The organism is Stenotrophomonas sp. BIO128-Bstrain (assembly GCF_030128875.1).
Classification (GTDB): Bacteria; Pseudomonadota; Gammaproteobacteria; order Xanthomonadales; family Xanthomonadaceae; genus Stenotrophomonas; species Stenotrophomonas bentonitica_A.
On sequence record NZ_CP124620.1, the window covers coordinates 1,650,669 to 1,676,440 of the forward strand.

Annotated in this window: 16 protein-coding genes and 1 pseudogene; 4 read left to right on the forward strand and 13 right to left on the reverse strand. The window is 67.8% G+C overall.

Annotated features, from left to right (window positions below):
• Positions 1–11: 11 nt before the first annotated feature.
• The 3 genes and pseudogenes from POS15_RS20425 to POS15_RS07355 all read right to left on the reverse strand — a co-directional run bounded on the left by POS15_RS20425 (position 12) and on the right by POS15_RS07355 (position 5,537).
• A pseudogene (locus tag POS15_RS20425) lies at positions 12–3,115 on the reverse strand (CusA/CzcA family heavy metal efflux RND transporter).
• On the reverse strand, positions 3,112–4,290 hold the full coding sequence (locus tag POS15_RS07350; RefSeq protein WP_284129297.1) for an efflux RND transporter periplasmic adaptor subunit: 1,179 nt from the start codon (positions 4,288–4,290) through the stop codon (positions 3,112–3,114). The pseudogene POS15_RS20425 and the gene POS15_RS07350 overlap by 4 nt, the downstream one beginning before the upstream one ends.
• Positions 4,287–5,537: a TolC family protein gene (locus tag POS15_RS07355; protein ID WP_284129298.1), complete on the reverse strand. Its 1,251-nt coding sequence runs from the start codon at positions 5,535–5,537 to the stop codon at positions 4,287–4,289. The genes POS15_RS07350 and POS15_RS07355 overlap by 4 nt, the downstream gene beginning before the upstream one ends.
• Before the next feature lie 62 nt (positions 5,538–5,599).
• Here POS15_RS07355 and POS15_RS07360 point away from each other — a divergent pair, with 62 nt between their 5' ends.
• Together POS15_RS07360 and POS15_RS07365 are read left to right on the forward strand one after the other, a co-directional pair.
• A complete protein-coding gene (locus POS15_RS07360; protein WP_284129299.1) occupies positions 5,600–6,274 on the forward strand; it encodes a response regulator in 675 nt (224 codons plus the stop codon).
• The gene (locus POS15_RS07365; protein ID WP_284129301.1) at positions 6,267–7,664 is read left to right on the forward strand and encodes a sensor histidine kinase; all 1,398 of its coding nucleotides are present in this window, start codon (positions 6,267–6,269) and stop codon (positions 7,662–7,664) included. Before POS15_RS07360 ends, POS15_RS07365 begins: the two co-directional genes overlap by 8 nt.
• Before the next feature lie 6 nt (positions 7,665–7,670).
• On the opposite strand, the gene POS15_RS07370 is transcribed toward POS15_RS07365, so the two are convergent.
• Positions 7,671–8,366, reverse strand: a complete 696-nt coding sequence (locus POS15_RS07370; RefSeq protein ID WP_152663671.1) for a hypothetical protein — start codon at positions 8,364–8,366, stop codon at positions 7,671–7,673.
• Between the two features lie 131 nt (positions 8,367–8,497).
• The gene (locus POS15_RS07375) at positions 8,498–11,491 is read right to left on the reverse strand and encodes a TonB-dependent receptor (protein ID WP_284129302.1); all 2,994 of its coding nucleotides are present in this window, start codon (positions 11,489–11,491) and stop codon (positions 8,498–8,500) included.
• A 343-nt stretch (positions 11,492–11,834) separates the two neighbouring features.
• On the opposite strand from POS15_RS07375, the gene POS15_RS07380 reads away from it, so the two are divergent.
• On the forward strand, positions 11,835–13,388 hold the full coding sequence (locus tag POS15_RS07380) for a thioredoxin family protein (protein ID WP_284129303.1): 1,554 nt from the start codon (positions 11,835–11,837) through the stop codon (positions 13,386–13,388).
• Positions 13,389–13,458: 70 nt separating this feature from the next.
• Here the strand turns inward: POS15_RS07380 and POS15_RS07385 are convergent, their stop codons facing one another.
• Complete coding sequence (locus tag POS15_RS07385) at positions 13,459–14,385, reverse strand: M14 family metallocarboxypeptidase (RefSeq protein ID WP_284129304.1); 927 nt, start codon at positions 14,383–14,385, stop codon at positions 13,459–13,461.
• Positions 14,386–14,550: 165 nt separating this feature from the next.
• A complete protein-coding gene (gene fusA, locus POS15_RS07390; RefSeq protein WP_284129305.1) occupies positions 14,551–16,599 on the reverse strand; it encodes an elongation factor G in 2,049 nt (682 codons plus the stop codon).
• Between the two features lie 568 nt (positions 16,600–17,167).
• Here fusA and POS15_RS07395 point away from each other — a divergent pair.
• Positions 17,168–19,366, forward strand: a complete 2,199-nt coding sequence (locus POS15_RS07395; RefSeq protein WP_284129306.1) for a TonB-dependent siderophore receptor — start codon at positions 17,168–17,170, stop codon at positions 19,364–19,366.
• An 80-nt stretch (positions 19,367–19,446) separates the two neighbouring features.
• Here the strand turns inward: POS15_RS07395 and POS15_RS07400 are convergent, their stop codons facing one another.
• The 6 genes from POS15_RS07400 to POS15_RS07425 form a co-directional block, all read right to left on the reverse strand.
• A complete protein-coding gene (locus POS15_RS07400) occupies positions 19,447–20,214 on the reverse strand; it encodes a heme ABC transporter ATP-binding protein (protein ID WP_046272435.1) in 768 nt (255 codons plus the stop codon).
• Positions 20,211–21,245: an iron ABC transporter permease gene (locus tag POS15_RS07405; RefSeq protein ID WP_046272469.1), complete on the reverse strand. Its 1,035-nt coding sequence runs from the start codon at positions 21,243–21,245 to the stop codon at positions 20,211–20,213. The genes POS15_RS07400 and POS15_RS07405 overlap by 4 nt, the downstream gene beginning before the upstream one ends.
• Positions 21,246–21,265: 20 nt before the next feature.
• Positions 21,266–22,300: an ABC transporter substrate-binding protein gene (locus POS15_RS07410; protein WP_052727467.1), complete on the reverse strand. Its 1,035-nt coding sequence runs from the start codon at positions 22,298–22,300 to the stop codon at positions 21,266–21,268.
• A 69-nt stretch (positions 22,301–22,369) separates the two neighbouring features.
• Positions 22,370–23,752: an ATP-binding protein gene (locus POS15_RS07415; RefSeq protein ID WP_046272436.1), complete on the reverse strand. Its 1,383-nt coding sequence runs from the start codon at positions 23,750–23,752 to the stop codon at positions 22,370–22,372.
• A gap of 121 nt (positions 23,753–23,873) precedes the next feature.
• Positions 23,874–24,881, reverse strand: a complete 1,008-nt coding sequence (locus tag POS15_RS07420; protein WP_019184741.1) for an alpha/beta hydrolase-fold protein — start codon at positions 24,879–24,881, stop codon at positions 23,874–23,876.
• A 109-nt stretch (positions 24,882–24,990) separates the two neighbouring features.
• Positions 24,991–25,770 (reverse strand): hypothetical protein, encoded by a 780-nt coding sequence (locus POS15_RS07425; protein ID WP_284129308.1) that lies wholly within the window; start codon positions 25,768–25,770, stop codon positions 24,991–24,993.
• Positions 25,771–25,772: the final 2 nt, after the last annotated feature.

A 25,772-nucleotide genomic window follows, 5' to 3' on the forward strand; every position in this document is an offset into this window, starting at 1 on the left:
CTCAGCGCCCCCTACACCGCCTCGACCTCCATCGCTGCCCCACCCCGCCGCTGTTCACGCCGGCGATGCACCCAGTAGTACAGCGTCGGCAGCACTAGCAGTGTCAGCAGCATCGCCGATAGCAGCCCACCAATCACCACCACCGCGAGTGGCTTCTGGGTTTCGGCGCCGATCGCGTGCGAAGTGGCCATGGGCAGCAAGCCGAACATCGCCAACAGCGCCGTCATCAGCACCGTGCGCAGGCGCTGCAGGGCGCCCTGCACCACGGCGTCGTAGAGCGCCATGCCCTGCTCGCGCAGCTGGCCGAACCGGGTCAGCATGATCACCCCGTTGAGCACGGCCTGCCCGAACAAGGCGATGAAGCCGATCGCCGCCGAGACCGACAATGGAATCCCGGTCAGCAGCAGCGCCAGGATGCCGCCGATCATCGCCAGCGGTACGTTCGCCAGGATCAGGGCGGCACTGGTGACGTCCTTGAAGGCGTCGAACAGCAGTACGAAAATGATCAGCACCGAGAGCGGCACCACCCAACCCAGACGCGCCATGGCACGCTGCTGGTTCTCGAACTCGCCGGACCAGTCGATCCGGTAGCCCTCCGGCAGATCGATGGTCGCGTCGACCTGCCGGCGCATGTCAGCCACCACGCTGCCCATGTCGCGCCCGGCGATGAAGATGCTCACGGCTTTGACGCGCTGGGCGTTCTCACGCGAGATGTTGATCGCGCCGCTGGCCATGGTGAAGTCCGCCACATCCCCCAGCGTCACGGTCTGGCCGGAGGCAGTGCCCACCGGCACGGTGCGCAGGCGCTGCAGGTCGCGGTCGGCGTCGGACAGGCGCAGGCTGATCGGGAACTGGCGCTCGCCTTCCCACAGCTGGCCGACCTCGCGGCCGCCGATGGCGGTCTCGATCACGGCATCGATGTCCTGCACGTTCAGGCCGTAGCGCGCCGCACGGTCGCGATCGATATCGATGCGCAGCTGCGGCAGGCTGCCGTCGCGGTCGATGAAGGCGCTCTCCACGCCGTCTACGTGCTTGACCTGCGCCAGGATCGCCTGGGCCTGGTCGGTCAGCACCTCCAGGTTCTCGCCGCTGACCTTGATCACCACCTGGCCTTTGATCTGCGAAATGCTCTCCAGGATGTTGTCGCGCACCGGCTGCGAGATCGAGAATTCGGGGCCGGGAATGCGCTCTTCCAGGAGGCGCTGCATCTGCGCCACCAGCTCGCGTTTGTCGATCTTCCGGTCCACTCGGAGTCGGGCTTCAGCGCCACCAGTGCTTCGATCTGATTGGCACCCTTGGCATCGGAGCCATCCTCCGGGCGGCCGAGCTTGGCCACCACGGTGGAGACCTCCGGCAGCGTCCGCACCAGGTCGCGGATGCGTCGGGACTGCGCCTGTGCCTCGGCCAGGCTGGTACTGGGGTCCAGCGTGGCGGTCAGCCAGATCGAGCCTTCATCCAGTTCGGGCAGGAACTCCGAGCCCAGCCGCGTGCCCAGTGCCAGTGTCACCACGAGCATCGCCACCGCGGCCAGCACGACCGCGCGCGGGCGCGCCATCGCGCCTTCCAGCCAGGGGCGGTACCAGCCCACCAGCCGGTTCATCACCGGGTTCTCGCCTTTCAGGCGCTCGCGGCGCAGCCACCAGAAACACAGCAGTGGCACCACGGTGAGCGCCAGGATCAACGCGCCGATCAGGGCCGACGTCACCGAATAGGCCATCGGTGCGAACATCCGGCCTTCCTGCCGCTGCAGGGTGAAGATCGGGATGTGCGCGGCGATGATGATGAGCATCGAGAAGAAGGTCGGCCGGCCGACCTCCGACGCCGCGGACAGCACGGTGGCCATGCGCTCGCGCCGGGTGCTGCCGGCCGGCATTTTCGACATGCGTGAGACGATGTGCTCGGTCACGATCACCGCACCATCGATGATGATGCCGAAGTCCATCGCGCCCAACGAGAGCAGGTTGGCCGGCACGCCCCACAAGTGCAGGCCGAGGAAGGTGGACAGCAGCGCCAACGGCATCATCGCCGCCACGATCAGCGCAGCGCGGGCGTTGTAGAGGAACAGCCACAGCACCAGGAACACCAGTACCGCGCCCTCCACCAGGTTGCGGAACACCGTTTTCAGCGTGGTGGACACCAACCACGAGCGATCGTAGAACGGCTCCAGCGTGACGCCCTCGGGCAGGTGGTTGGCCTCGATCTCGGCCACGCGCGCGTGCAGTGCATCCAGCACCAGCGACGGATTCTCCCCCTTGCGCATCAGCACCATGCCGAACACGGCATCATCGTTGTCGTCCTGGCCGACCAGGCCCTGCCGGGGCAACCCGGTGTCGACGATGCGGGCCAGGTCGCGTACCAGCACTGGCGTGCCCTGTCGCTCTGCCACGACCACCGTGCCGATATCGGCGGGCGAGCGCATCAGCCCCACGCCGCGGATCAGGTACTGCTGCTGGCCGCGCTCCACGTAGCCGCCACCGGCATTGGCGCTGCCACGTTCGAGCGCCTCGGCGAACGCCTCCAGGCTGATCCCGCGATCACGCAGCCTGCCCAGGTCCGGTTCGACCTGGAACGTCCTGGCGAACCCCCCGAAGCTCACCACATCGGCCACGCCCGGCACCGTGCGTAGACGCCGCTCCATCACCCATTCCTGCACGGTGCGCAGTTCGGTGGAACTCATGTGCGGCGCGTGCAGCACGTAGCGATAGATCTCGCCCACCGCGGAGCTCATCGCCTCCATCTCCGGCTGCACGCCCTCGGGCAGATCCACGCCCTGCAGTCGCTCCATCACCTGGGCACGCGCGAAGTAGTCATCCGCGCCGTCGTCGAAGGTCAGGATGATCATCGACAACCCGAACTGGGTATGCGAGAACACGCGCACCGAGTGCGGAATGCCCGACAGCGCCACTTCCAGCGGCATGGTGACCTCACGCTCGACCTCTTCGGCCGCGCGCCCCGGATGCAGGGTCACCACGGTGACCTGGGTATCGGAGACATCCGGGAAGGCTTCCACGGGCAGCTCGCGGAATGCCGCGAACGAGGCGCCGATGAAGATCAGCAGCGCCAGCATGACCATCAGCGGCTGGCGCAGGCAGTACGCAATCAGACGATCGATCATGGGGCGCCCCTGCCTGCCACGGCAGTGCCGGCAGACCGGTCAGCAGTGCCAACGTTCTGGTCGAGCACCTGCTGCAGCAGCAGACCGCCGTCCACTACCACGCGGGTCCCCTCGGGCAGCCCCTGCCCTACCCACAGGCGGCCCTGGCCCAACTCCTCGGCCTGCACGGTGCGTCGTGCGAACTGCCCGTTGCCCTCGTCCACGAACACCACCTGCTCGCGCCCGAGCAGCAGCACCGCACCTTCCGGCACCGATACTCCACCGTCCATCGGCACGGTGATCTCGGCACGCACGTACTGCCCGGCCTTGAAGCGACGCTCGTGGTTGTCCAGTTCGGCACGCGCCTGCACCACGTGGCGCTCGGTGTCGATGTAATCATCGACGTGGCCCAGCACCCCCTGTGTGGGCTCACCGCTGCCAGGCGCCACACGCACCTTCAGACCCGGCGTGAGACGGCCGGCCAGCGCTTCGGGAACATCGATGATCAGCCACAGCCGGTCCGGATCGCTCACCACGGCCAGCGGCACCTCGGCATCGGCGGAGACGCTCATGCCGGGGCTCATCCGGCGCTCGACGAGGATGCCATCGATCGGCGAACGCAGCGGCATGCGCTGGTCGATGCCGCGGCGGCTGCCGAAGCCACGGGTCAGTGCCTGCAGCCGCGCGTGCTCGGCTTCGCTGGCGGCCAGCGCGGATTCGGCCTCGCCCAGTTCGCGGCCGGAGGCAACCCCGGCCTCATGCAGCTCTCGTACCCGTGCCAGTTCATTGCGCGCCTGCCGCAGCTCGGCCGCACCTCGCGCACCTTCCGCCTGCACCTGCCCGAATTCGGGGGAGGTCACCCACGCCAGGACCTGGCCTGCCTTGATCTTCTCGCCCGGCGCCGCCTCGATGCCTGCAATCTGCCCCGGCAGCGGCGAGCGCAGCATGCTTGAGCGGGTGTCATCCCAGGTGACGCGCGCCGGCAGCTGCAGCACCGACGCCGACCCGTCGGTCACGGTCTCGCTGCGCAGCACGCTCAGTTGGGGGCTGTCGGCGGCGAAGCGGATCGTTGCGCCCTCCACCGTGGGCGCCGCCGCTGCTTCGGGGCCCGCATCGCGCGCGCAGCCACCCGCCAGCACAGTGGCGACGATCAAGGAAAGCAGACGGGCCGAGCCGGCTGTGCGCGAAAACGTCATGGGGTATGTCCTTCGGAAACGGAGATGGCGGCGTTCCAGCGCGCCAGGGCGGAGGCATGCGCCAGGCGCGCATCGACCAGGTCGGATTCGAATTCGCGCCAGCTGCGCCGCGCATCCAGCAGGTCGGTCAACGTGGCGGCACCGCGGCGATAGGCCAGTTCCAGACCCTCCATGCTCTTGCGCGCCGCGGGTCCCTGAAGCTGTTCGTACGCGGTGCGGCGTTGTGCGGCCGCCGCCAGTGCGTGCCGCAGCTGGTCAAGTTCAGCGGCGGCTTCGCGGCGCAGCTGTTGCCGTTCCAGCACGGCGGCGTCGTAGTCCGCCTCCGCCCGTTGCTGTTCGCCGCGCCAGCGCGTGGCGCCGCCCAGCGGCACACTCATCGACAGTCCCCATGTCACGCCGCCGATGTCGGCCGGCTCGCGCTCGGCTTCGATCCCGAACTGCACATCGCGCCGCCGTTCGCTGCGCGCCAGGGCTCGCGCGGCATCGGCGGCGATCACCCGCGCCTCGGCCGCACGCAGGTCAACGCGCTCGTCCAGCGTGGCCATCGCGGCGGTTGCCGCCGAGGCCGGGCGTGGCCACGCGTCGTCGGCACGCAGTGCCTCATCCGCATCGCTGCCCAGCAGCAGCGCAAGGACATGCCGTGCCTCGCGCAGGCCCAGTGCGGCCTCGCGGGCGGCATCGGCCACTTTCAGATCATCCACCGCAAGTCGCGCGCGCTCGATCAGCGCGATGGCGCCTGTGGCGACCTGCCGGTCGGCAGCGGCCAGGCTCTCGGCCGAGGCACGGCGATCTTCCTCGGCGATGCGGCTCAGTTCCTGTGCGGCCTTCAACCCGAAGTACGCTTCCCGCAGCGCCACCTGCTGCTGGCGGCGGCCATCGAGCAGGCTCAGCTGGGCCGCCTCGACCAGGGCATCGGCCTGGCGCATGCGCCAGCCCCGCTTGCCGCCGCGCTCCCACGTCCAGCCCAGGCCGAGCGTGGAATCCACGCGCTTGTCCTTCCAACGGCCCGGGCCGATCCCTTCCTGGCGGCTGATCTTGGAGGTGCCCACGCTCAGCTCGGGGCTGGGCCGGCGCGCGGCGCTCTGCGCATCGCCCTGCGTGCCGCGCAGTTCGATCGCAGCGGCCAGCAGGTCGGGATTGTGCTGTGCCATGACGCGCTCCGCCTCGGCCAAGGTAAGCGCGGAGACCGTGGCAGGCGCGATCATCAATGCCGCGATCAGCGCGGCACATCGGGTGGTGGTATTCATTGCCGACACGGTAAGGTGCAGCGCTTTCGTCAAACTTTCCCGAACCTTGCGTCAACCTTGCAATGCGCATTCTGCTGATTGAAGACGACGCCGCACTGGCCGATGGCCTGGTGCGCGCCCTGACCCGCGCCGGTCACGCCTGCGACCCTCTCGCCCGCGGCCTGGCCGCGCCGTCGGCCCTGGCCAGCGTCAGCTACGACCTGGTCGTGCTGGACCTGTCACTGCCGGACATCGATGGCCTGGAGCTGCTGGCGCGGCTGCGGCAGCACGGCTTCAGCGTGCCGGTGCTGATTCTCACCGCACGCGACGGCGTGGAGGACCGGATCCGCGGCCTGGACAGCGGCGGCGATGATTACCTGGCCAAGGCATTCGCGCTCGGGGAACTTGAAGCCCGTCTGCGCGCGCTTGCACGCCGCCAGTCTACCGCCCCCGCCGTGCGTCAGCTCGGCGCGCTGCGGCTGGACACCGGGACCCGCGAACTGCGCGTTGGCGATCAGCCGCTGGAACTCACCGCGCGTGAACTCGCGCTCATGGAAGTCCTGCTGCAGCAGCCGGGCCGGATCGTGGCCAAACAGCGCCTGTTCGATGCGGTCTACAGCTGGGATCACGACGCCAGCCTGTCGGTGATCGAGGTCCACGTCAGCCGGTTGCGCCGCAAGCTGCAGGTAGCCGGCGCCAAGGTTGGCATCCGCATGCTGCGTGGCCTGGGCTATCGGCTGGAAGCCTGCGATGACTGAGGCGCCCTACAGCCTGCGTGGCGTGCTGCTGCGGCGCCTGTGGCTGCCGCTGCTGGTGCTGCTGCTGGCCAGTGCCGTGGGCTCGTTCGTATTGGCCAGGCACTACGCCGAGCAGGTTTACGACCGCTGGTTGCTGGACTCGGCCATGTCGCTGGCGCAGCTGACCGAGGTCCGCGGCGACACCGTCCACATGGAGATCTCCCCCGCCGTCTCGCGCATGTTCACCTGGGACACCGTGGACCGGATCTACGGCGAGGTAACCCGTGCCGACGGCACGCGCCTGTATGGTGCAGCCGTCCTGCCTGGTGGCACGGCGCTGCAGGCCGAAGGCGCCGACGACAGCTCGGCCCGCACTTACTACGATGCCGTGATCGATGGGCAGGACGTGCGCGTTGTGCAGGTCGCGATGACACCCCCCGGCGCTGCCGCCCCGATCCTGATCCGCGTGGCCGAGACCCGCACCAAGCGGCTGCGCCTGGAGCATCGCCTGCTGTTGGCGAGCATCCCGCTGCAGGGCACGATCCTGCTGTTGGCGGCATGGCTGGCGTGGTCGGGCACGGGCGCAGCGGCGCGGCACACCAACGGTGCCGCGCGACGGCTGGCCAGCGCGCCGCTGGATGCGCTGGCGCCACTGGATCCACGGGAGGCCGCGCCGCGCGAGCTGTGGCCGGCGGTGGATGCCTTCAACCAGCTGGTGAACCGGCTCTCGGCGATGCAGGACGCACAGCAGCGCTTCATCAGCAACGCAGCGCATCAGCTGCGCACGCCGCTGGCCGGCCTCCAGATCGAGCTGGAAAGCGCGCTGCGTGAACAGGATCGCGCAGCACAGCGCGATGCGCTGGCCGGCCTGTTGCGTGGGCTGACCCGACTGCGCCATCTCACCCATCAGTTGCTGATCCTGAGCCGCTCCGAAGACAGCGCCGGCGCGATGCTGGCGATGCGCCCGGTGGACCTTGCCGTGCTCGCCCGCGATGAACTGGAACGGCTGATGGACCGCGCCGTGGTCGCCGGTGTCGACCTTGGCTACGAGGGCCCCGATGCCGGCGTCATGGTGATGGGCGAGCCACAGCTGCTGCGCGAGACGATCAGCAACCTGGTCGACAACGCGCTGCGCTACGGCGCACTGGAAGGGATGATCACGGTCAGCGTGGAAACCACACGGGGCCAGACGCGCCTGAGCGTCAACGACGATGGTCCCGGCATCGATCCGTCTTTGCGCAGCCAGGTCACCGAACGGTTCTGGCGGGGCGATGCCAGCGGCGATGGGTGTGGCCTGGGCCTGGCCATCGTGGCCGAGATCGCCGAACGGCATCGGGCCACGCTGGGCATCGGCCGCTCGGCGCTGGGTGGCGCCCAGGTCACGCTCGCCTTTCCGTCGCGTCTTGGGTGAACGACGTTACTGCGTCCAGTACACGGCCTTGAGCGCCTCGGCCAAGCGGGATGCCGCTTCCTGCTGGCTGAAGGGTGGCGTGCGCGGCGGGTCATACACCTCCGGGCGCGTGCCGGCGACGACCAGATCGATCGCATAGCAGGCACCGTTGTGGACTGCGCGGTAGCTCTCGGCGCTGACGTAATGGCTCATGGCGGCATCACCACCCGTGAAGTGGGTGAACGGCACGCCGCCGATATCGACCGAGGCCGATGCGGCAGGGCCCGTTGCTTCGGCCGGCGGTTCCAGGCAGGACGTGACCTGCTTTGCCTCAGCACTGCGGCCGATCCGCAGCTCGCCTGCCGTGACCCGATCCGATCCCTCCAGCACCAGCGCCACCAGCGGCGTCCCCTTGCTGTCCGGCGGTGCAAACAGCTTCCAACTGGGCGAGGCCAGGTAATCACGCTGGAAATCGAGCGCAACCCGCACTCCCGCCACCGGACCCACCGCAATGCCCGGCTTCGCTTCTTCATAGACAGGTAACGGCCGCTCGTCCGCTGCCACGGCGGGCACTGGATCAGCGGCCTTCGCCGCGCCCGGATCGGCGCCGCTCGGCAGCGCCACGGGTGCGGCACCGCCCTCGCCCTGCGGCGAGCAGGCACACAGCAGCGCCGTCAAACCCGCCGCCATCCACCCTGCCCTGTTTCGGATCTGCGTCTGCATGAGAGGCTCCACTGGGAATGGGCCCAGACTGCCTCGGGATGCGTGAACGACGTGCCACGCCCTGGGGCGTTCGCGTTGGTGCGGCTGCCGGCGGGCAGGGGCTCCCTCCCCCACCCGCCTGGCCCTTCCCCTCAGTAGTCGTAACTCACGCTGACCCGCAGCGAACGGGGCGCCTGACGCACGGTTGCCGCGCCATACAGCGGATCCGGCTGTCCCGGATCCAGCTCGGCGTACGGCGATTTCCACAGCGCCACCTGGCTGTTGAACACATTGAACACGTCCAGGTTGAAGCCCAGCCGACCATCGGCCACTGCCGGGCGGTAGGACACCCCCAGGTCAAGCTGCTTCAGCCACGGTAGGCGCCCCTGGCTCCCGGGAGGCGCCGGCTGGCCGTTGTAGAAGTGATACGCGATGCCGTAGCCGGATGGGTCTTCGAAGTCCGGCCCGTACGAGCCCAGCGCACTGAACGGCGAACCCGAGAGTACCTTCAGGTTGGCCGACACCAACCATTCCGGGGTGAGCTGGTAGTAGCCGTGCAGCTTGAACTGGTGGGTGTGGTCGTTGCTCTGCGGCCCGTTGGTGTGCTCCATCAGCTGGGCGTAGTCCCACGCCTGCGTGGTGGACACCGCCGTCTGGCCGATCCCCGAGAGCAACTGGCCTTCAGTGGTCCCGTAACTGCGTGACCAGGTGTAGTCGCCGCGGGCATACCAGCGGCCATCGAACGGATGTTCCAGCGAGAGGTTCACCGCGTAGTAGTTGCGCTTGAACTGCGGGAAGCCCATTTCCGCGTTGCTCAGCGGAACCGTCACGTAATTGCCGCCAGTATCGACCAGGTTGAAGGTGTTGGCGCGGCCGGGATTGATCAGCCAGCAGCTGACCGGGTTGCTGTCCTTGGTCACGTTGTAGCCCAGGCTGCTGGCCTTGCCGAGCACCGCATCGATATCGCAGTAGTCGTCCACGCCGCTGCGCAGCACGCGGTAGGTCGCTTTGGCCCCGTACACCCAGTCCTGGCCGAGCGCCTTGCTGAAGCCGAGGATGAACTCATCCTGGTAGGACGGCTCGATGCCGGAGGTGGCCACGGTCTTCGCATCCGGCAGCAGGCCATAGTTGTTGTTGGCCGAAACAGGATCGGAGAACCGGGTGAGGTCTGTCGGATAGCCGTTGCTGTCGATGCCGCCGTAGGTGTAGTACGTCGAGGTGGCCAGCGTCGCGCCAGCGGCGTTGAACGCCGGGTTCAGCGGCAGCGCCAGGTAATAGCGCCCCACGTTGCCGAACACCTTGAAGCGGCCATCACCGTCGACATCCCAGCTGAAGCCGAGGCGCGGCGCCCACTGCCCACTGGTCTGCTTGATGTACGCGTCGCCATCGCGGTTGAAATTCGTGAACTGGTCCAGGCGCAGGCCAAGATTGAGCAGCAGCCGGTCGGTGACCTGCCAGTTGTCTTCAATGTACTGCGCCCGCTGCGACGCCCGTACCGAAGCCAGCGCGCTGTAGACATACTGGCGTACGTAATAGCCGTCCTCGCCATTGCGGATGCCACCTGTCGCCGGCACGCCGAGGCCGGTATTGATCGGCACGTTCGGGTTGGACTGCCCGTAGATCCAGTAGTAGCCATCGGCCGAGGCGACCGAACCGCGGTTCAACGCGCGGGCGTTCTGGTTGTCGATGCCGAGTGTGATGCTGTGGTCGCCCCACACGTAGTTCGCATCCAGGCGCAGGTTGTTGCTGCGGTTGCCGCGAACCGGATTGACCAGCAGCGAGGTGGTCTGCGCGTTGGTGATCGGCGTGCCACCGGTCAGCGCCGGATTCTGCAGGTTGGGGCTGCTGAGGTAGGTCAGGCTGCCGTCGTAGGCCGGGTTGCCGATGTAGTCATCCGTGCGCATTTCGCCGTATTGCGCGCTGACGGTGAGCCGGTCGGTCAGGTAGCCGGTGTACTTGGCCGTCCACAGGTCGCCACCGGTCTTGGTGGTGTCGTCCTTGCCGCGTTGGGCGCCACGGGTGAGCGTGTCGTAGTCATAGGCGAAGATGTCGCCACGGTATACGTTGCGGCTGGAGGCGCCGGTCAGCTCCAGCAGATGATTGTCGGTGATGTTCCAATCCACCTTGGCGTACCAGCGGGGGCGCTCGTACTCGTAGCGGGAATAGGAATTCGTCGCCTCCACGTTCTTGACATCCGTGCCTTCACGGCGCTCCAGCTCGTAGGAGCCGAAGAAGAACAGCCGGTCTTCGATCAACGGGCCGCCGGCATAGATGCTCTGCGTGCTGACCCATTCGCGGTCCTTGCTCTCCGGCGCATACAGTGCGCCATCGCCGGGGTAACGCACGTCGTCCTTGTCCGCACGTGTGGATGCCGGCTCCCAGGTGGCCTGGCCGCCGAAGTGCCACTGATTCGTTCCGCGCTTGCCGACCGCATTGATCACGCCACCATCGGAGCGGCCGTACTTGGCGCTGTAGCCACCGGTGTAGATCTCCTGCTGGTCGATGCTTCCGTACGGCAAGGTCAGCCCGCCAAGGCCGCGCAGCGGATCGGTGCTGTTGAAGCCGTTGATGTAGTAGGCGTTCTCCGCTGCGGATGAACCGCCAAAGCTCACCAGCTGAGCGCCGGTTGGGCCCGCGTAGGTGCCGTTGCCGCTGTTGCCGATCACGCCGGGTGCGAGCTGGGCGATGGCCTCGGCCGAACGGCCCAGCGGCAGCCGCTGCAGTTGCTCTGCGGTGATGACCGTACGCGAATCCACGCTGCTCACATCGATCGCGGCGGCGGCACGGTCCGCGCTGACCTGGATGCCGTCCAGGCGGGTGACATCGCCGAACGATACTTCGGTACTGGTACCGACCGTCAGTGCGACGTCCTGGCGGGTCTGCAGCACCTTGCCGTCGGCGTCGCGCGCCTCGACCGAATACCGGCCCAGCGGAAGCTGGCTGATGGTATAGCGACCGCGCGCGTCGACGGTCACTTCGCGGGTGAGTCCGGTATCGCTGCGAACGAAAATGCGCTGCGCCGATGGCGGCGCCTGGCCGGCGATCGCACCGGTGGTGGACTGTGCATGCAGGGTCGGGGAGGCGGTGGCAAGCAACACCGCCAACGCCAGCAATCGCGGGCGCAGGGAAAAACGAGCTGTCGTCATCGAAGGTCGTACGGGTAGTGGGGGAAGCCATGTCTGTGACCGCCTCGGGGCGGATTGGACATCGCACATTCATTAACCCCGCTCGCGCCCCAATGCAGAAATGCGCAGGGGTTATGTGGTGTTTGCCGATGGCGATATCGACAGCGCCGAAACCATGACACGGGTCACCGCGCAGGCAGGTTCTGCGTGGTTACGCGTAGCGGGCGCAGGTGTGCGGCGCGTGACTCATCACTGCTGGGTCTGCCGTCATGAGCAATCTGCATCAGTGTCAGCTCACCCGCGGCCGCGCGGCTTCCTACAATCGAGCCTGTCTGCTGCCCTCTCCAACTGCCTGGATGTCCTGATGCGCCTTGCTCTATCCCTTGGTTTGCTGGGCGTGGTTGCCCTGCTCCCGGCCTGCACGCCGGCCCCCTCCCCCGCTGACGCTGCGGCGCCCACGGCTACCGCACCGGCACCTGCGGAGATCGCCTGGCGCCATGGCGACGTCGACGACGCGTTCGCCGATGCGCGCGACAGCGGCAAGCCCGTGCTGCTGTACTGGGGCGCGGTGTGGTGCCCGCCCTGCAACCAGCTCAAGGCCACGCTGTTCAAGGATCCGGCCTTCATCGCGCTGACCCGTCAGTACGTGCCCGTCTATCTGGACGGGGACGAGGAAGGCGCACAGGCCTGGGGCGAGCGATTCGGCGTGCGCGGCTATCCGACCCTGATCGTGCTTGACCCGCAGCGCAACGAGCTCACCCGCCTGGCCGGTGGCAACGACAGTGAAGCCCTGACCCGCGCCCTCACCCTGGCTGCCAGCCGTCGCACCGCCGTGAGCGAGGTGCTGCAGCATGCCTTGACGGCACCACAGGATGTCAGCGCGGAGGACTGGCGCGTGCTCGGCGATTACGGCTGGGAAGTGGATGCCAACCGCCTGGCGGGCAAGCGCGATGCAGCGTCATTGCTGCAGCAACTGGCCACTGCTGCGCCCGAGCCGGCGCTGCAGCGGCGGTTCGCGTTGCTGGCGCTCGGTGCAGGCAAGCCGGACAACGCGCCGACCGCCGCCCAGCGCGACAGCACCCGCGCCCTGCTGGATGCCGTTCTCGCCTCCCCTGCGGAAGTGCGGGCCAATCGGGACCTGCTCGGCTATCAGGGCCCTGCCCTGGTGGCCCGCGCCAGTTCCACCCCGGACCAGGCCCAGCAACTGGGAACGCAGCTGCTGGGCGCGCTGGATGCCGCGGATCATGCCCTCGGCGACAAAGCCGATGCGCGGCTCGGCACTGTCATCACCGAGCTTGCCCTGCAGCGCCAGCAGCATCCCGACCAGGACATTCCAGCGGCGCTGAAGGCCAAGGCGCAGCAGCGTGTCGCGGCCGCCGATGCCGCCGCGACCACACCACACGAACGCCAGGCCACGATCAGTACCGCCGTCTATGTACTCCGCCAGATCAAGAACGATGCCGCGGCCGAGAAGCTCCTGCTGGCCGAGCTGGAGCGCAGCCAGACACCCTATTACTACATGCCCGAACTGGCCGAACTGGCTGAAGAACGTGGCGACAAGGCTTCTGCCATCTCCTGGCTGCACAAGGCCTACCAGGGTGCGCAGGGACCGGCCACGCGCGTGCAGTGGGGCGTTCTCTACGTTGAGGGGCTGCTGCGCTTGAGCCCGGACGATGCGCCGGCGATCGAGACGGCCACCACCGAGGTCATCGCCGATCTGGCTGCCCAGCCAGCCGGCTACCACCAGCGCACCCGCCAGCGGTTTGAACGGTTGGGCGGTGCGTTGCAGGCGTGGAGCCGCGACCACCACGGCGCGGAAAGCCTGACCCGGCTGCAGGCACGGATGACCGAAACATGCGCGAAGGCCGCCAGCTCGACCGACAGCAGCGCAGGCTGCGAGCGGTGGCTGAAAAGCTGACCCGGCAGGTCAGCCCGTCGTCAGGAGCAAGGCGCCGCCCGTCGTTGGGCGGCGACCTCCAACGAGAGCATCAGCGGCGCGGATGCGCCAGCGCAAAGTCCAGGCCGGCGCATACCGCCGCGACCTGCGCATCGTTGCATTCCTGCGGCGACGTCCGCGGGCTGTCCGGGTAGACCTCGGTGGTGGTGGCGTACAGCGCGTCGGTGAAGCCGGCGCAGGCGCCGATCGAACGCGATTCGCCCCAGACCACGCCCGGCGACTGCAGCGGCATGCCGATCAGCTCGCCATTGGCATCGGCCGGGGCGATGTGCGTGATCTTCTCCACTGCGGCGATCAACGCCTGCTGGAACGCCGGCTGCGGATCTTCGCTGTTGCCGATCACGTAGAAGCCATCGGGAATGATGTCCGGCACCAGGGCGATGCCATCGCGGGCGCAGCGCGCCGGATCGAACTCATGCAGGTCGCTGTCGGTCGTTTCGTGCAGGTCCAGGTGCACCAGCAGGTCATCGCCACGCGCGGCCATCCAGCGCATCAGCGAAGCCGCTTCTTCGATCTGGCCATCACCACGGAAGCTGCGGTTGGGATCGATCGCATCGGGATTCCAGCGCTGGATGCGCTCATAGCCCCACGGGCTGACGCAGGGCGCCACGATCAGATTGATACGGCCTGCATACGCCTCGGCGTTCTGATCCAGGAACTGCAGCGCGCCATGCACGCCGCTGGTTTCGTAGCCGTGCACGCCACCGGTCACCAGCGCGGTCGGCAGTGCCGGATCCCACTCATGGCTGACCACCGCAAACAGCGGGTAATGATCCGGCGCGTAGTCCAGCTGCCCGTACTGCACCACATCGAAACGCTCGCCCAGGCGCTCGAGCGCGGCCACGACATCGTCGTGGTAGCTGCGCTGGCGCTGCTGGCCTGCGCGCCACCGGGCGCGTTCGGCGTCACCCCAGGGCTGGCCCGGCGTGCCGATGGGATAGAAATGCGTATTGCTCATGGTGGTACTCCAAGGATGTCATCCGGTCGCCGGACAACTCACGCCGTCAGCGACACTGCACTGGATATTCTATCTGCGGCCGTGTGCATCCGGCTGTGCGGACTCCCAACGCTGACAGGTAAAGGGAGCCGGTTGCCCGGCTCCCTTTCCGTTCCGCTTTGGCCGTCAGGCCGTCTGCGCCGCTTCATACCCGTTCAAGCGCATGTCGCTGGACGCGCGCCCCTGGGTCAGCGAGCGCAGCGACGTGGTATAGCCACCGAGCCGCGCCAGCGGGGCATAACCCAGCACCTCGGTCTGCCCATCCTGGTCCTCGATCGAGGCCACCCGTCCACTGCGGCGGTTGAGGTCGCCGACCACATCGCCGACGTTGCCCGACGGCGCGTGGATGGCGATCTCCATCACCGGTTCCAGCAGCTGCGTGCCCGCCTGGGCCAGCGCCGCTTTCACCGCTTCACTGCCGGCGCGATGGAAGGCCATGTCCGAGGAGTCCTTGACGTGGGTCTGTCCGTCCACCAGCGTCACCTCGACACCGACCACCGGATGCCCCAGCGGACCTTCGCCCAGTGCGGCACGCACGCCCTTCTCCACCGCATTGACGAACCCACGCGGAATCGCGCCGCCCACGGTGCGATCGACGAAGGTCACCTCGCCATCCTCGCGCGGGGCGATGTCGATCAGTACCTGGGCGAACTGGCCCTGGCCACCGGTCTGCTTGGCGACCTTGCCTTCCACCCGTTGCACGGCGCGCTTCGGCGTTTCCTGGTAGGCCACGCGTGGCTCGCCGGTGCGGATGTTGACGCCCCACTCCGTGCGCAGGCGCTCGACCATGACCTCCAGATGCAGTTCGCCCATGCCCCAGATCAGGGTTTCACCGCTGTCCGCATCGGTCTCGACGCGGAACGACGGATCCTCCTGCGCCAGGCTGGCCAGGCCTTGGCTGATGCGGATCAGGTCGGACGCCTTTTCCGCGGTCAACCGCCACGCCAGCACGGCCTGCTGCGCCTGGATCGTATCGAGCAGCAGCGGGCGCGAGGGCGCACTCAGCGTTTCACCGCTGACCGCATCCTTCCAGCCCAGCACCGCCACGATGTCACCGGCCACGGCCTGCTTGATGTCGTGGGTCTGGTCGGCCTGCACCCGCACCAGGCGGCTGACGCGTCGCCCGTGTGCGTGCTGCGAGCTGGCCAGTGCGTCGCCCACCTTCAGCGTGCCCGAGTACACCCGCACGAAGCTCAGCGCACCGTGGTTCTGGTGCGTGATCTTGAACAGCAGCGCCGCCAGCGGGCCATCCGGGTCGGGCGGCAGCCGCACGTCGGTGCCGTTCTCCGTGGCGACCACCGCTGGCCGATCCACTGGCGAAGGCAGATAGTCCACCACGGCGTCCAGCAGCGTCTCCACGCCTTTGCTCTTGAACGCCGAGCCCGCCAGTACCGGCACGCCCGCACCCGCCAGCGCGCCGCGACGGATCGCCGCGCGCAGTTGTGCGTTGTCGATCGCCTCGCCTTCCAGCCAGGCCTGTGCCAGCACGTCATCGGCATCGGCCACGGCTTCGATCAGGGCCTCGCGCTGCGGCAGCCACTGGGCAGCCTCATCGGCCGTCCAGGCGTGACGCAAGGCGCCGCCCTTGTCGTCCCACTGCACGGTGCTGCGGTCAACCAGGTCCACCCAGCCGCTGAACTGGCTTTCGGTGCCGACCGGTACGCCCAGCGCCCACGGGGTGGCGCGCAGCTTCTCGCGCAGCTGCGTGAGCACGCGCTCGAACGAGGCACCGGTGCGGTCCATCTTGTTGACGAAGGCGATCAGCGGCACCCCGTGGCGACGCGCCTGGCGCCAGACCGATTCGGACTGGGGCTGCACGCCGTCCACGGCGGAGAACACCGCCACCGCGCCGTCCAGCACGCGCAGGGAGCGTTCCACTTCGATCGCGAAATCGATATGGCCCGGGGTGTCGATCAGAGTCAGGTGATGGATCGGCTCATCGCGTGGCGCCCAATGCGCCTGCACGGCGGCCGCGCCGATGGTGATGCCGCGCTCGCGCTCGATCGCCGAAAAATCGGTGGTCGCCGCGCCGTCGTGGACTTCGCCGACGCGATGGATCTCGCCGGTTTTCCACAGCAGGCGTTCGGTGAGCGTGGTCTTGCCGGCGTCGATGTGGGCAATGATGCCGAGGTTGCGCCGGAGGGAAAGGGTCTGGTACGGGGTATGGGTGTTCATGGTATGGGTCTCGCTGCCAACATCGAGGAGCCGCACGCCGCCGTTGGCTAACGGGCGTGCGGCCAGGTTTGGGGCTCGGCGATCTGGTGCATGGCACGTTCTCCTTCAAACAGTTCTGGTACGTGGAAACGAAAAGAGCGCCCGGTGGGCGCTCTGCTTGGGGTCCAGGGTGACCGGTGTTCCGGTCAGCAGCCTCGCACTCCGATTGGCAGACGCGCCCGTGCCGCGTAAACGCGGGTCAGGGTAAAAAACGTCAGAAGCGGCATCGAAGTCATGGGGTCACCTGGGGTGTAGCCGGCATTGTAGACCTCTGACGGGCCGCGACAAGCCCTCATTGGATGCATCGGCGCAACAATGAAGTCCAATTGGTCCACATGGCTGCCATGGATAGGACGGCAATGGTTGCTGCCCGTTCGAACATGCGAATGTGTCGCAATTGCGTATGCGGCGCAAATCCTTAAAATGGCGGCTTATGCGTCGCTTCGGCGACGCCCGCGAGGCCGGCACTGCCGACGAGGCATCGAGCCGGCGCCCGCGCCCCTTCCTCCGCGTTGTCGAGTTGTTGCCCATGTCCTGCTCTCTGCCCCTGAATCCGCGCCGGTTGCGCCCCAACCTGCTGGCCCTGGCCTGCGTGGCCGCCGCCCTCGTCCCCGCCGCGCACGCCCAGACCGCCACCGACCTGGATGCCGTGCGCGTCAACGCCTATCGCGCCGCCAACAGCACCAGCGGCGCGACCAAGACCAGTACCGCCCTGGCGGAAACCCCGCAATCGGTGTCGGTGATCGAGCGCGCCGAGCTCGACGCCCGCGGCGTGCAGTCGCTCAACGATGCGATGCGCTACGTCGCTGGCGTCAGCCTGGAAAGCTCGGGCATCGACAACCGCGTGGACGACTTCCGCATCCGCGGCTTCGATGCCGGCAGCTGGTCCAACAACGTCACCCTGGACGGGATGCGTGCGCCGCAGGGCAGCCAGTGGAACCGCAGCATGTTCGACAGCTGGAATCTGGAACGCGTGGAAGTACTCAAGGGTCCGTCCGCCGTGATGTATGGCCAGGTGGCCCCCGGCGGCATGGTCAACCAGGTCAGCAAGACGCCGATGCCGGACCAGGCGCAGCAGTTGCGTCTGGGCGTGGATGCGAATGGCCAGTACAGCGCCGCCTTCGACGTCGGTGCCGGCACTGCGGGCGAGGATCACCTGTTCCGCCTGGTCGGCCTGTATCGCGACGGCCAGACCCAGATCAAGCGCACCGAACAGCAGCACTGGTTCCTCGCCCCCAGCTACACCTGGCAGCTTGCCGAACGTACACGCCTGACCCTGCTGGGCATGTACCAGAAGGACGATGGCGGCTCGACCTACCAGTTCCTGCCGGCTGCCGGCACGCTCAACCCGACGGCGTCGGGCTACATGAAGAACAGCACCTTCATTGGCGAGCCGGACTGGAATACCTTCGACCGCACCCTGTGGACCGCCGGCTGGATGTTCGAGCACCAGTTCAACGACCACCTCACGCTGACCCAGAGCGCGCGGCGCACCCATGTCGATTCGCTGTTCCGCAGCGTGGTCACCTTCGGCGCACTCAACGCCGATGGCCGCACCCAGAACCGTCGCGGCGTGATGGGCACCGGCGACTCCGATGGCGACACCTTCGACACCCGCCTGCAGGCCCGTTTCAGTACCGGCGCGGTGGATCACACCGTACTGCTCGGTTGGGACTGGCAACGTGCGGACTGGGAGGGCGTGCGCAGTGCCATGAGTAGCCCGCGCCCGATCGACATCTTCAATCCGGTCTATTCGACCTACCGGCCGACAGTGACCACGGAAACCCCGACCGCCGGCATCAACCGGCAGAGCGGTGTGTATCTGCAGGACCAGCTGGCGCTCGGCAACTGGCGCATGACCCTGGGCGGCCGCTACGACTGGACCAAGGACGACAGCAGCAGCGCCAACCGCAATATCGCCACCGGCATCTCCACGCCTGGCGGGCGCAATGTGATCAAGAACGAGGCCTTCACCGGTCGCGCGGGCGTGCTGTACGTATTCGAGAACGGGCTGACCCCGTATGTGAGCTACGCCGAATCGTTCCAGCCCTCGACCAAGTCGCCGTTGGACAGCTTCACCCAGACCGCGTTCGAGCCGGTGACCGGTTCGCAGTGGGAGGCGGGGTTGAAGTACCAGCCCGCCTCGGTGGACGGCCTGGTGACGCTGTCGGTGTACGACCTGCGCCAGCAGAACATGATCGTGGACGATCCGGTGGCGTCGCATCGCAACTGCGGCGCGACGGGCACCGCGACCTGCTCGATCCAGGGCGACGAAGGACGGGTGCGCGGCATCGAACTGGAAGGCCGGATCACCCCGGTCGAGGGCTTCAGCCTGATCGGCGCCGCCTCGCGGATGGACTCGGAGATGACCCGCTCGGCGCCTTACAAGGGCAAGGAACTGGCGATGGTGCCCGATTACAGTGCCTCGTTCTGGGCGGACTACACCTTCCAGGCCGGCGCACTGCGGGGCCTGAGCCTGGCGGCGGGCGCGCGCTACAACGGCGTGAGCTACGGCGACAGCGCCAACCTGTACCGGATTCCGTCCTACACCCTGTTCGATGCGGCGATCCGCTATGACGTGGGCCAGATCGGTGGCACCCAGGTGCAGCTGGCACTCAATGCCAGCAATCTGTCCGACAAGCGTTTCGTGTCGACCTGCACCGGCGTGTCGTCGTGCTACTACGGCAGCGGCCGCACCGTGATGGCAACCGCGCGCTTCGGCTGGTAACCGACCCTCCCGACAACGGTAGTGCCGGCCGCTGGCCGGCGCCCGTCACACATTCAACGCGCCGGGAGAAATACCCGGCGCTAGGGATCGGTCACCACGACCAGCGGGACATCACGCTGCGGGTGACGCAGCACCAGCACCGGTTGCTGGTAGACCCGCTCGATATGCTCACGGGTCAGCACCTCGGTCGGTGTGCCATCGGCCGCCACGCGGCCCTGTTCCAGCAGCACGATCCGGTCGGCATAGGCGGCGGCCAGATTCAGATCGTGCAGCACCACGATCACGCAGGCGCCGGCATCGGCCAGTTCACGGACCGCGCGCAGCGTGCGTTCCTGATGGCGCAGATCCAGTGCAGCGGTGGGTTCGTCCAGCAGCAGCACCGGCGTATCCTGGGTCAGCACGCGGGCGAAGGTCGTGCGCGCCGCCTCGCCACCGGACAGATGCTCCACCTCCCGCTCGATCAAGGCGTGCAGGTCCGCACGCGCCAGCGCGTCGGCGATGCAGGCTGCGTCTTTCACCGGATCCGGCGGATGCGGCAGGCGGCCCATCGCGACCACTTCGTGCACACGGAAGGCAAAACGGACCGCATGCTCCTGCGGCATCACCGCGCGCTCGCGGGCCAGCGCTTTGGCCTTCCACGCGGCCAACGGCTGCCCCTGCAGCAGCACCTCGCCCTGCTCGGCCGCCAGATCACCTGCGGCCACCGCCAGCAGCGTCGATTTGCCCGCACCGTTGGGACCGACCAGTGCCGTCACCGAGCCGGGCAGGAAGTCCAGCGTGATGTCATCCAGGATGCGCCGCGCACCGCGGCTCAGCTGCACCGACCGCAGCTGCAACAGCGCGCTCATGAACCGCTCCGGTGGCGCTGGCGCATCACCAGCCACAGGAAGAACGGCGCGCCGAGCGCGGCAGAGAACAGCCCCAGCGGAATCTCCGATGGCGGATCGAGCGTGCGCGCGGCGGTATCGGCGACCACGATCAGCAGGGCACCGGCTACGGCCGAGACCGGCAGCAGCCAGCGATGGCCCGGACCGACCAGCAGACGTACCACGTGCGGCACGACCAGACCCACGAAACCAATCGAGCCGGCGAAGGCAACCGCAGCGCCCACCAGCAATGCACTGAAGGCAATCAGCTTGAGCCGGGTGCGTTTTACATCCAGGCCCAGGTGCTGGGCCTGGCGCTCACCGAGGGCGAGCATGTCCAGTGGCGTCGCCAGGCGCAACAGGGCGATCGTGCCGAGCACGAACACCGGCGCCACTGCGATCACATCCATCCAGTCGGCCTGGGCCAGCGAGCCCATCTGCCAGAACACCAGCGACTGCAGTTCGCTCTCGCTGGCGATGTAGGTCAGGAAGCCGATCACGGCCGAGCAGAACGCGGCGATCGCGATGCCGACCAGCAGCAAGGTCGCCGTGCCGCTGCCCTGCCCCGGCCGTGCCAGCAGGTAGGTCAGCGTGATCGCGCCACCGGCACCGGCAAACGCCGCCAGCGGCAACGTCCAGGCGCCGAAAGCACCGGCACCCAGCACGATGGCCGAGACCGCACCCAGGGCAGCGCCCTGGGTCACACCGACAATGCCGGGGTCGGCCAGCGGATTACCGAACAGGCCCTGCAGGCTCGCACCGGCCATCGCCAGTGCGGCGCCCACCATCGCGCCCAGCAAGGCACGCGGAATCCGCAGCTGCCACACCACGGCCAGATCGCGGGTGCTGACGCTGGCCGGATCGACCAGCCCCAGCTTCACCCCGATCGCCTGCAGCACCTCCATCGGTGGGAGCCGCAACGGACCCACCGCGAAGGATGCGATCACCGCGATCAGCAGACCGATCGCGGCCCAGATCAACACCGTCGCGCCACGGCGACGCGCAGGACTCAACACCGCCATGCCTTACGCCCTCACGGGCGCGGCACCGTGGCGAAGGCGGCCGCCAGCGCGACCGCGCCACTGCCGGAAGCGACGCTGGCCGATTTCAGTTCCACATCCGGCATCACCCACACGCGGTTGGCTGCGCCGGCCGGCGTCTGGCGCAGCGTCGGATACGCGCGCCACAGACCCGCCTGGCCACCGAACAGGGCCAGATCGTTCTCGGTCACCAGGATCACGTCGGGCGCCGCCGCCACCACGCCTTCATTGCTCAACGCGGAATAGTTGGCCACGCCGGCTTCATCGCCGATGTTGATGCCACCGGCCAGCGTGATCAGTTTGCCCGAGGCGCTGTCCGAGCCGGCCACCGTCGGCGCACCGCCGGCACCGGTCGCGGAAACATGGATCACGCGCGGATGCCACGCCAGCGCGGCACCACTCGCCTTGGCCGCATCCAGCTGAGACTGCACCTTCGAGGCCAGCGCTTCACCCTGCTCGGCCATGCCGACCGCCGCGGCGACCTTGCGCACCTTGTCGGCCGCCGGCTGCAGATCGTCGACGATCACCGCCGCCTCGCCCGCGCCACGCAGCTTGGCGGCCAGATCGGAATGGCGACGCAGGCTGTTGCCCAGGAACAGGGTGCCCTGCAGGCTCAACACGCCTTCCACGCCGGTGGTGCGGTTGAACAGGAATTGTTTGGGGGCCTTGCGGCCGGACTCGGTGGCCGAGCGCAGCGGCGCGGCGTACACCTGATCATCCAGGCCAAGGGCTTCGAGCACGGCGATGATGTCATCCCCACCGGCGATGATCTTCGAGGTATCGGTCACCGTCGTGGCCACGCCATCGTCGGAGGTGACCTGCGCCGGCAACTGCTGGGTGGCGCCCTCGATGTCCGGCACGTCCACGCCCACCACGCGCTGCCAACCCTCCGGCAGTGCTTCGGCGGACTGCGCGACGGGTGCCGCAGCGGCGTCGGCGGCAGGGGCGGCGGGCTCTTTCGAGCAACCGGCGATCACCGCGACCAGGGACAGGGCCAGCAGGCTGCGGCGGACATCATTGGACTTCATGGCAGTTCCTCTTCAATCAGAACGGCGGGGCTGTCTGCCCCGCCGTCAAAGCAACGCAGTGCGCTGAACTCAGTTCGCGCGGGTGCTGATGCGGGTGATGCGGTCGCCCTTGGGGTCCTGGGCATCACGCGACTTGTTGACGGCAAACACGTTGCCCTTGCCATCCTCACGCACATGGTTCGGGAAGGTGCCGCCATCCAGGTTGCCGACCACCTTGCCGTTGCCATCGACCACCGTCACCGTGCCGGCGCCGCGATTGGTCACGTAGGCCAGCTTGGAGACCGGCTCGAACGCCACGTTCAGCGCACCCGCGCCGACCGGCACGTCGTGCAGCACCTTGCCGCTGGCGACATCGACGATCAACAGGTTGTCGGTGCCCTGGGAGGCCACGTACAGGCGACCCGCCGCGGCATCATAGGCAACGCCGGAGGCGCTGATCGAGTTGCCCAGATCGATGACCTTCTCCACCTTGCCGGTGGTGGTGTCGATCACGGCCGCTTCGGGCGTGCCGATGCTGACGGTGAACAGCTTGCCGGACGCTTCATCCAGCACCAGGCTCATCGGGACGAACTTCTTGTCGTCCACGCCCGAGGCCAGGGTGATCGGCTCCAGCGGCTGCAGGGTGCGGGCATCGAACACCGAGAGATGATCCTCGCCGGCGGCCGAGGCGAACACCTTGCCATGACGTCCATCGACCACGATGTCGCGGGCATGCGGTACGGCGCCGACATCGAACTGGCGCACCAGCGACAGATCCTTCTGGCGATACACGGCCACGGTGTCCTGGCGGGTGTTGGTGACCCACACGTTGCCGTTGGCATCATCCACGCCCACGCCATACACCGCGAACACCGCACCGCCCTTGCCACCCGGAACTTCAGCCGGGGTGATCCTGGCGGTGACCTTCAGGCTCTTCGGGTCGAGCTTGAGCAGCTGCGACTGGGTCACCGGCGGGCGACCGACGGCGGCAGTGACGAACACCGCGTTGCTGGCCGCGCTGTACGCGGACTGGTACAGCCCCTGGACCAGCTTGGCCGAGGTCTGGTTGAAGTTCTGCTGGCCGCTCAGCGGCAGGTTCGGCGAAACGCGCAGCGACAACACCGTCGCCGCGGACGGCTGGCTGGCACGCACGATCACCGGCTGCTGGCCGGGCACGGCATCGGAGGGAATCGCTACCTTGCCCTTGAAGTTGCCCTCGGCATCGACCACGTACGGGGTGGCATTGAGCACCGTCTCGCCACGCAGCAGGGTGACCTGCTGGCCCGGCACGAACTGACGGCCGATCACCTCGGCATCGCTGCCCGGCACCACGTTCTGGCCGCGGCTGACCACTTCGCCGCGGAAGCCGTTGGCCGGGGCATCGAAGACAGGCTGCGCGAACAGCGACGGGCTGGCCAAGGACAGCGCGAGGGCCAGGGTGGCGACACGCGGGAGGGATTTCAGGGTGTACATCAGCAGACTCCTTCTGTTGGGGGCGCGCCGGTTGGCGCGTTGTCACAGTGCTTGCCTTGGCGTGGCCGCGGTCCGTTGCGGCGGTGGCACAAGGCCACGGAACTGCCTGGGTATCGAAAAATCAGGGCGCCGGCGCGGGCGTGCCGCTGCGATCGGCGATGCCGTACAGCTGGCTCAGCGTGGCCTTGAGCGAGGCCGGCAGCATCGGCCCATGGCCAAGGCCGGGGAACTCGCGGTACTGCACCGTCAGGCCGGGCACTTCCGCCAACCGGCTGGCCAGCTGCTGCGCGGCATCCGGGGTCGCGCCGCCGATGCGGCGCAGGTGCGCGACCACGCGCGGATTGGTCATGTCGCGCACACCGCGGTTGCCCGTGCGCTCGTCACCGCCGAGCATCACCGTCACCTGCGCCGGCTGGCTCTGGTTGTTGGCGATGAACTGGCGTTCCATGTCGCCCAGCGGTGCGCCCTGGCTCCACCACAGTGACGGGCTGGCCGACACGTAATGCTGGAAGGCGGCCGGCCGGGTATACAGCGTACTGACTACGAACAGACCGCCGAGCGAATGGCCCCACAGCGACTGCTGCTGCAGATCGATGCTCGCGCGGCGCTGCACTTCCGGCTTGATCCGGCGTTCGATCAGATCCAGAAACGCATATGCACCGCCACCGCTGGACTGCGACGTGCCGTTCTCATCGTCGGCGGTGTCGATCCATGCGGTGTAATCGCGGGTACGGGCGGGCGAATCGATGCGCAGGTCGTTGTCGTAACCGATGAACACCAGCACCGGCGCGGCGTGCGCGGCCAGGTCGGCCAGCATGGCCTGGTCCAGCACCATCGCCGCGGCATTGCCATCCAGCATGTACAGCACCGGGGCGGGCGTAGCGGCCGCCTTGGCCGGGACACCGATGTTCACGCGCCAGCGTCGGGCCTTGTCGGGGCTGTCCAGCACGAAATGTTCAAAGCGATAGCTCTGCGCCGGCTGGTCCAGCACCGTCTCGCCAACCTTCTGTTCGGGATTGCGCTGCTGCGCCGCCGCGGGCGACAACGCGGCCATGCCGATGGCGGTGGCCACGCCCAGCGTGCGCAGCCACGGCGATACGGAAGAGATCAGGGAGGAAGAAACGATCATGACAACCCGAAGCGAGAGACAGTGCTATCCCGCCAGTGTAACTCAAATGAGAATGGGTATCACTGACGTTGCGCTGAGCGCCCTGCCATCGCGCTCGCCATGCACGGGCTCAGCGCGCGCAATCGCCCGACGCCTTGCGCGCCGCGCCCACCGTCGCACCGCCCTTGCCGGCGACGGACATCCAGCCCTTAAGCGGGAAGGTGTCCGGCAGCGACGCTGCCATCGGCGCCGAGCCGATCACCAGCTCCCGCCAGGTACCCACCGGCTCCAGTTCGGCCAGCCGCGCGGCCTGGTCGTCATCGGTACTGATTACGTCATCCGCCCCGGAGGGCGCCTTGGCGGTCGTCCCGGTCTTGGTGGCCCTGATCCGCAGATCGCCACTGGTCGCACTGGTCATCGCCACCGCGTAGTGCTCCTTGCCATAGGCCCACGGCGTTTCGTGCTGCACGCTGGCGGTCTGTCCTGCGGCAGGCAGTGCCAGCGCATCGCCCGCGGCCGCCTGCACCATCGCCATGCCGCCCATCACCGCCATGTACATCCCGTACGCACGCATCTGCTTCTCTTCCTGCGTCTTCGCCTCGGGCGCGCCTGGCCAGTTCGCCTCCAGATTGAAATGCGCCTTGCCGTTGCACAGCGTCAGCACCACCGGTGTGCCCTCGCCTTCGCCCAGGCTGATCAGGCTGTCGCCGTTGCGGAACTGCTGCACATGGGCCAGCAACGACGCACCGCTCGGCGGCACCTGGTTCACCTCGATACGCGACGCCGCCTTGAGACGCTCGTTCAACGAGATCGTCGTGGCAGCAGCGGGCAGCGCTGCACCGATCGCGGCAGCAAGTACAAGCACAGGCAGGAAAACGCGCATGGCATCCAGTCCAAGAGGGCGGGACATCA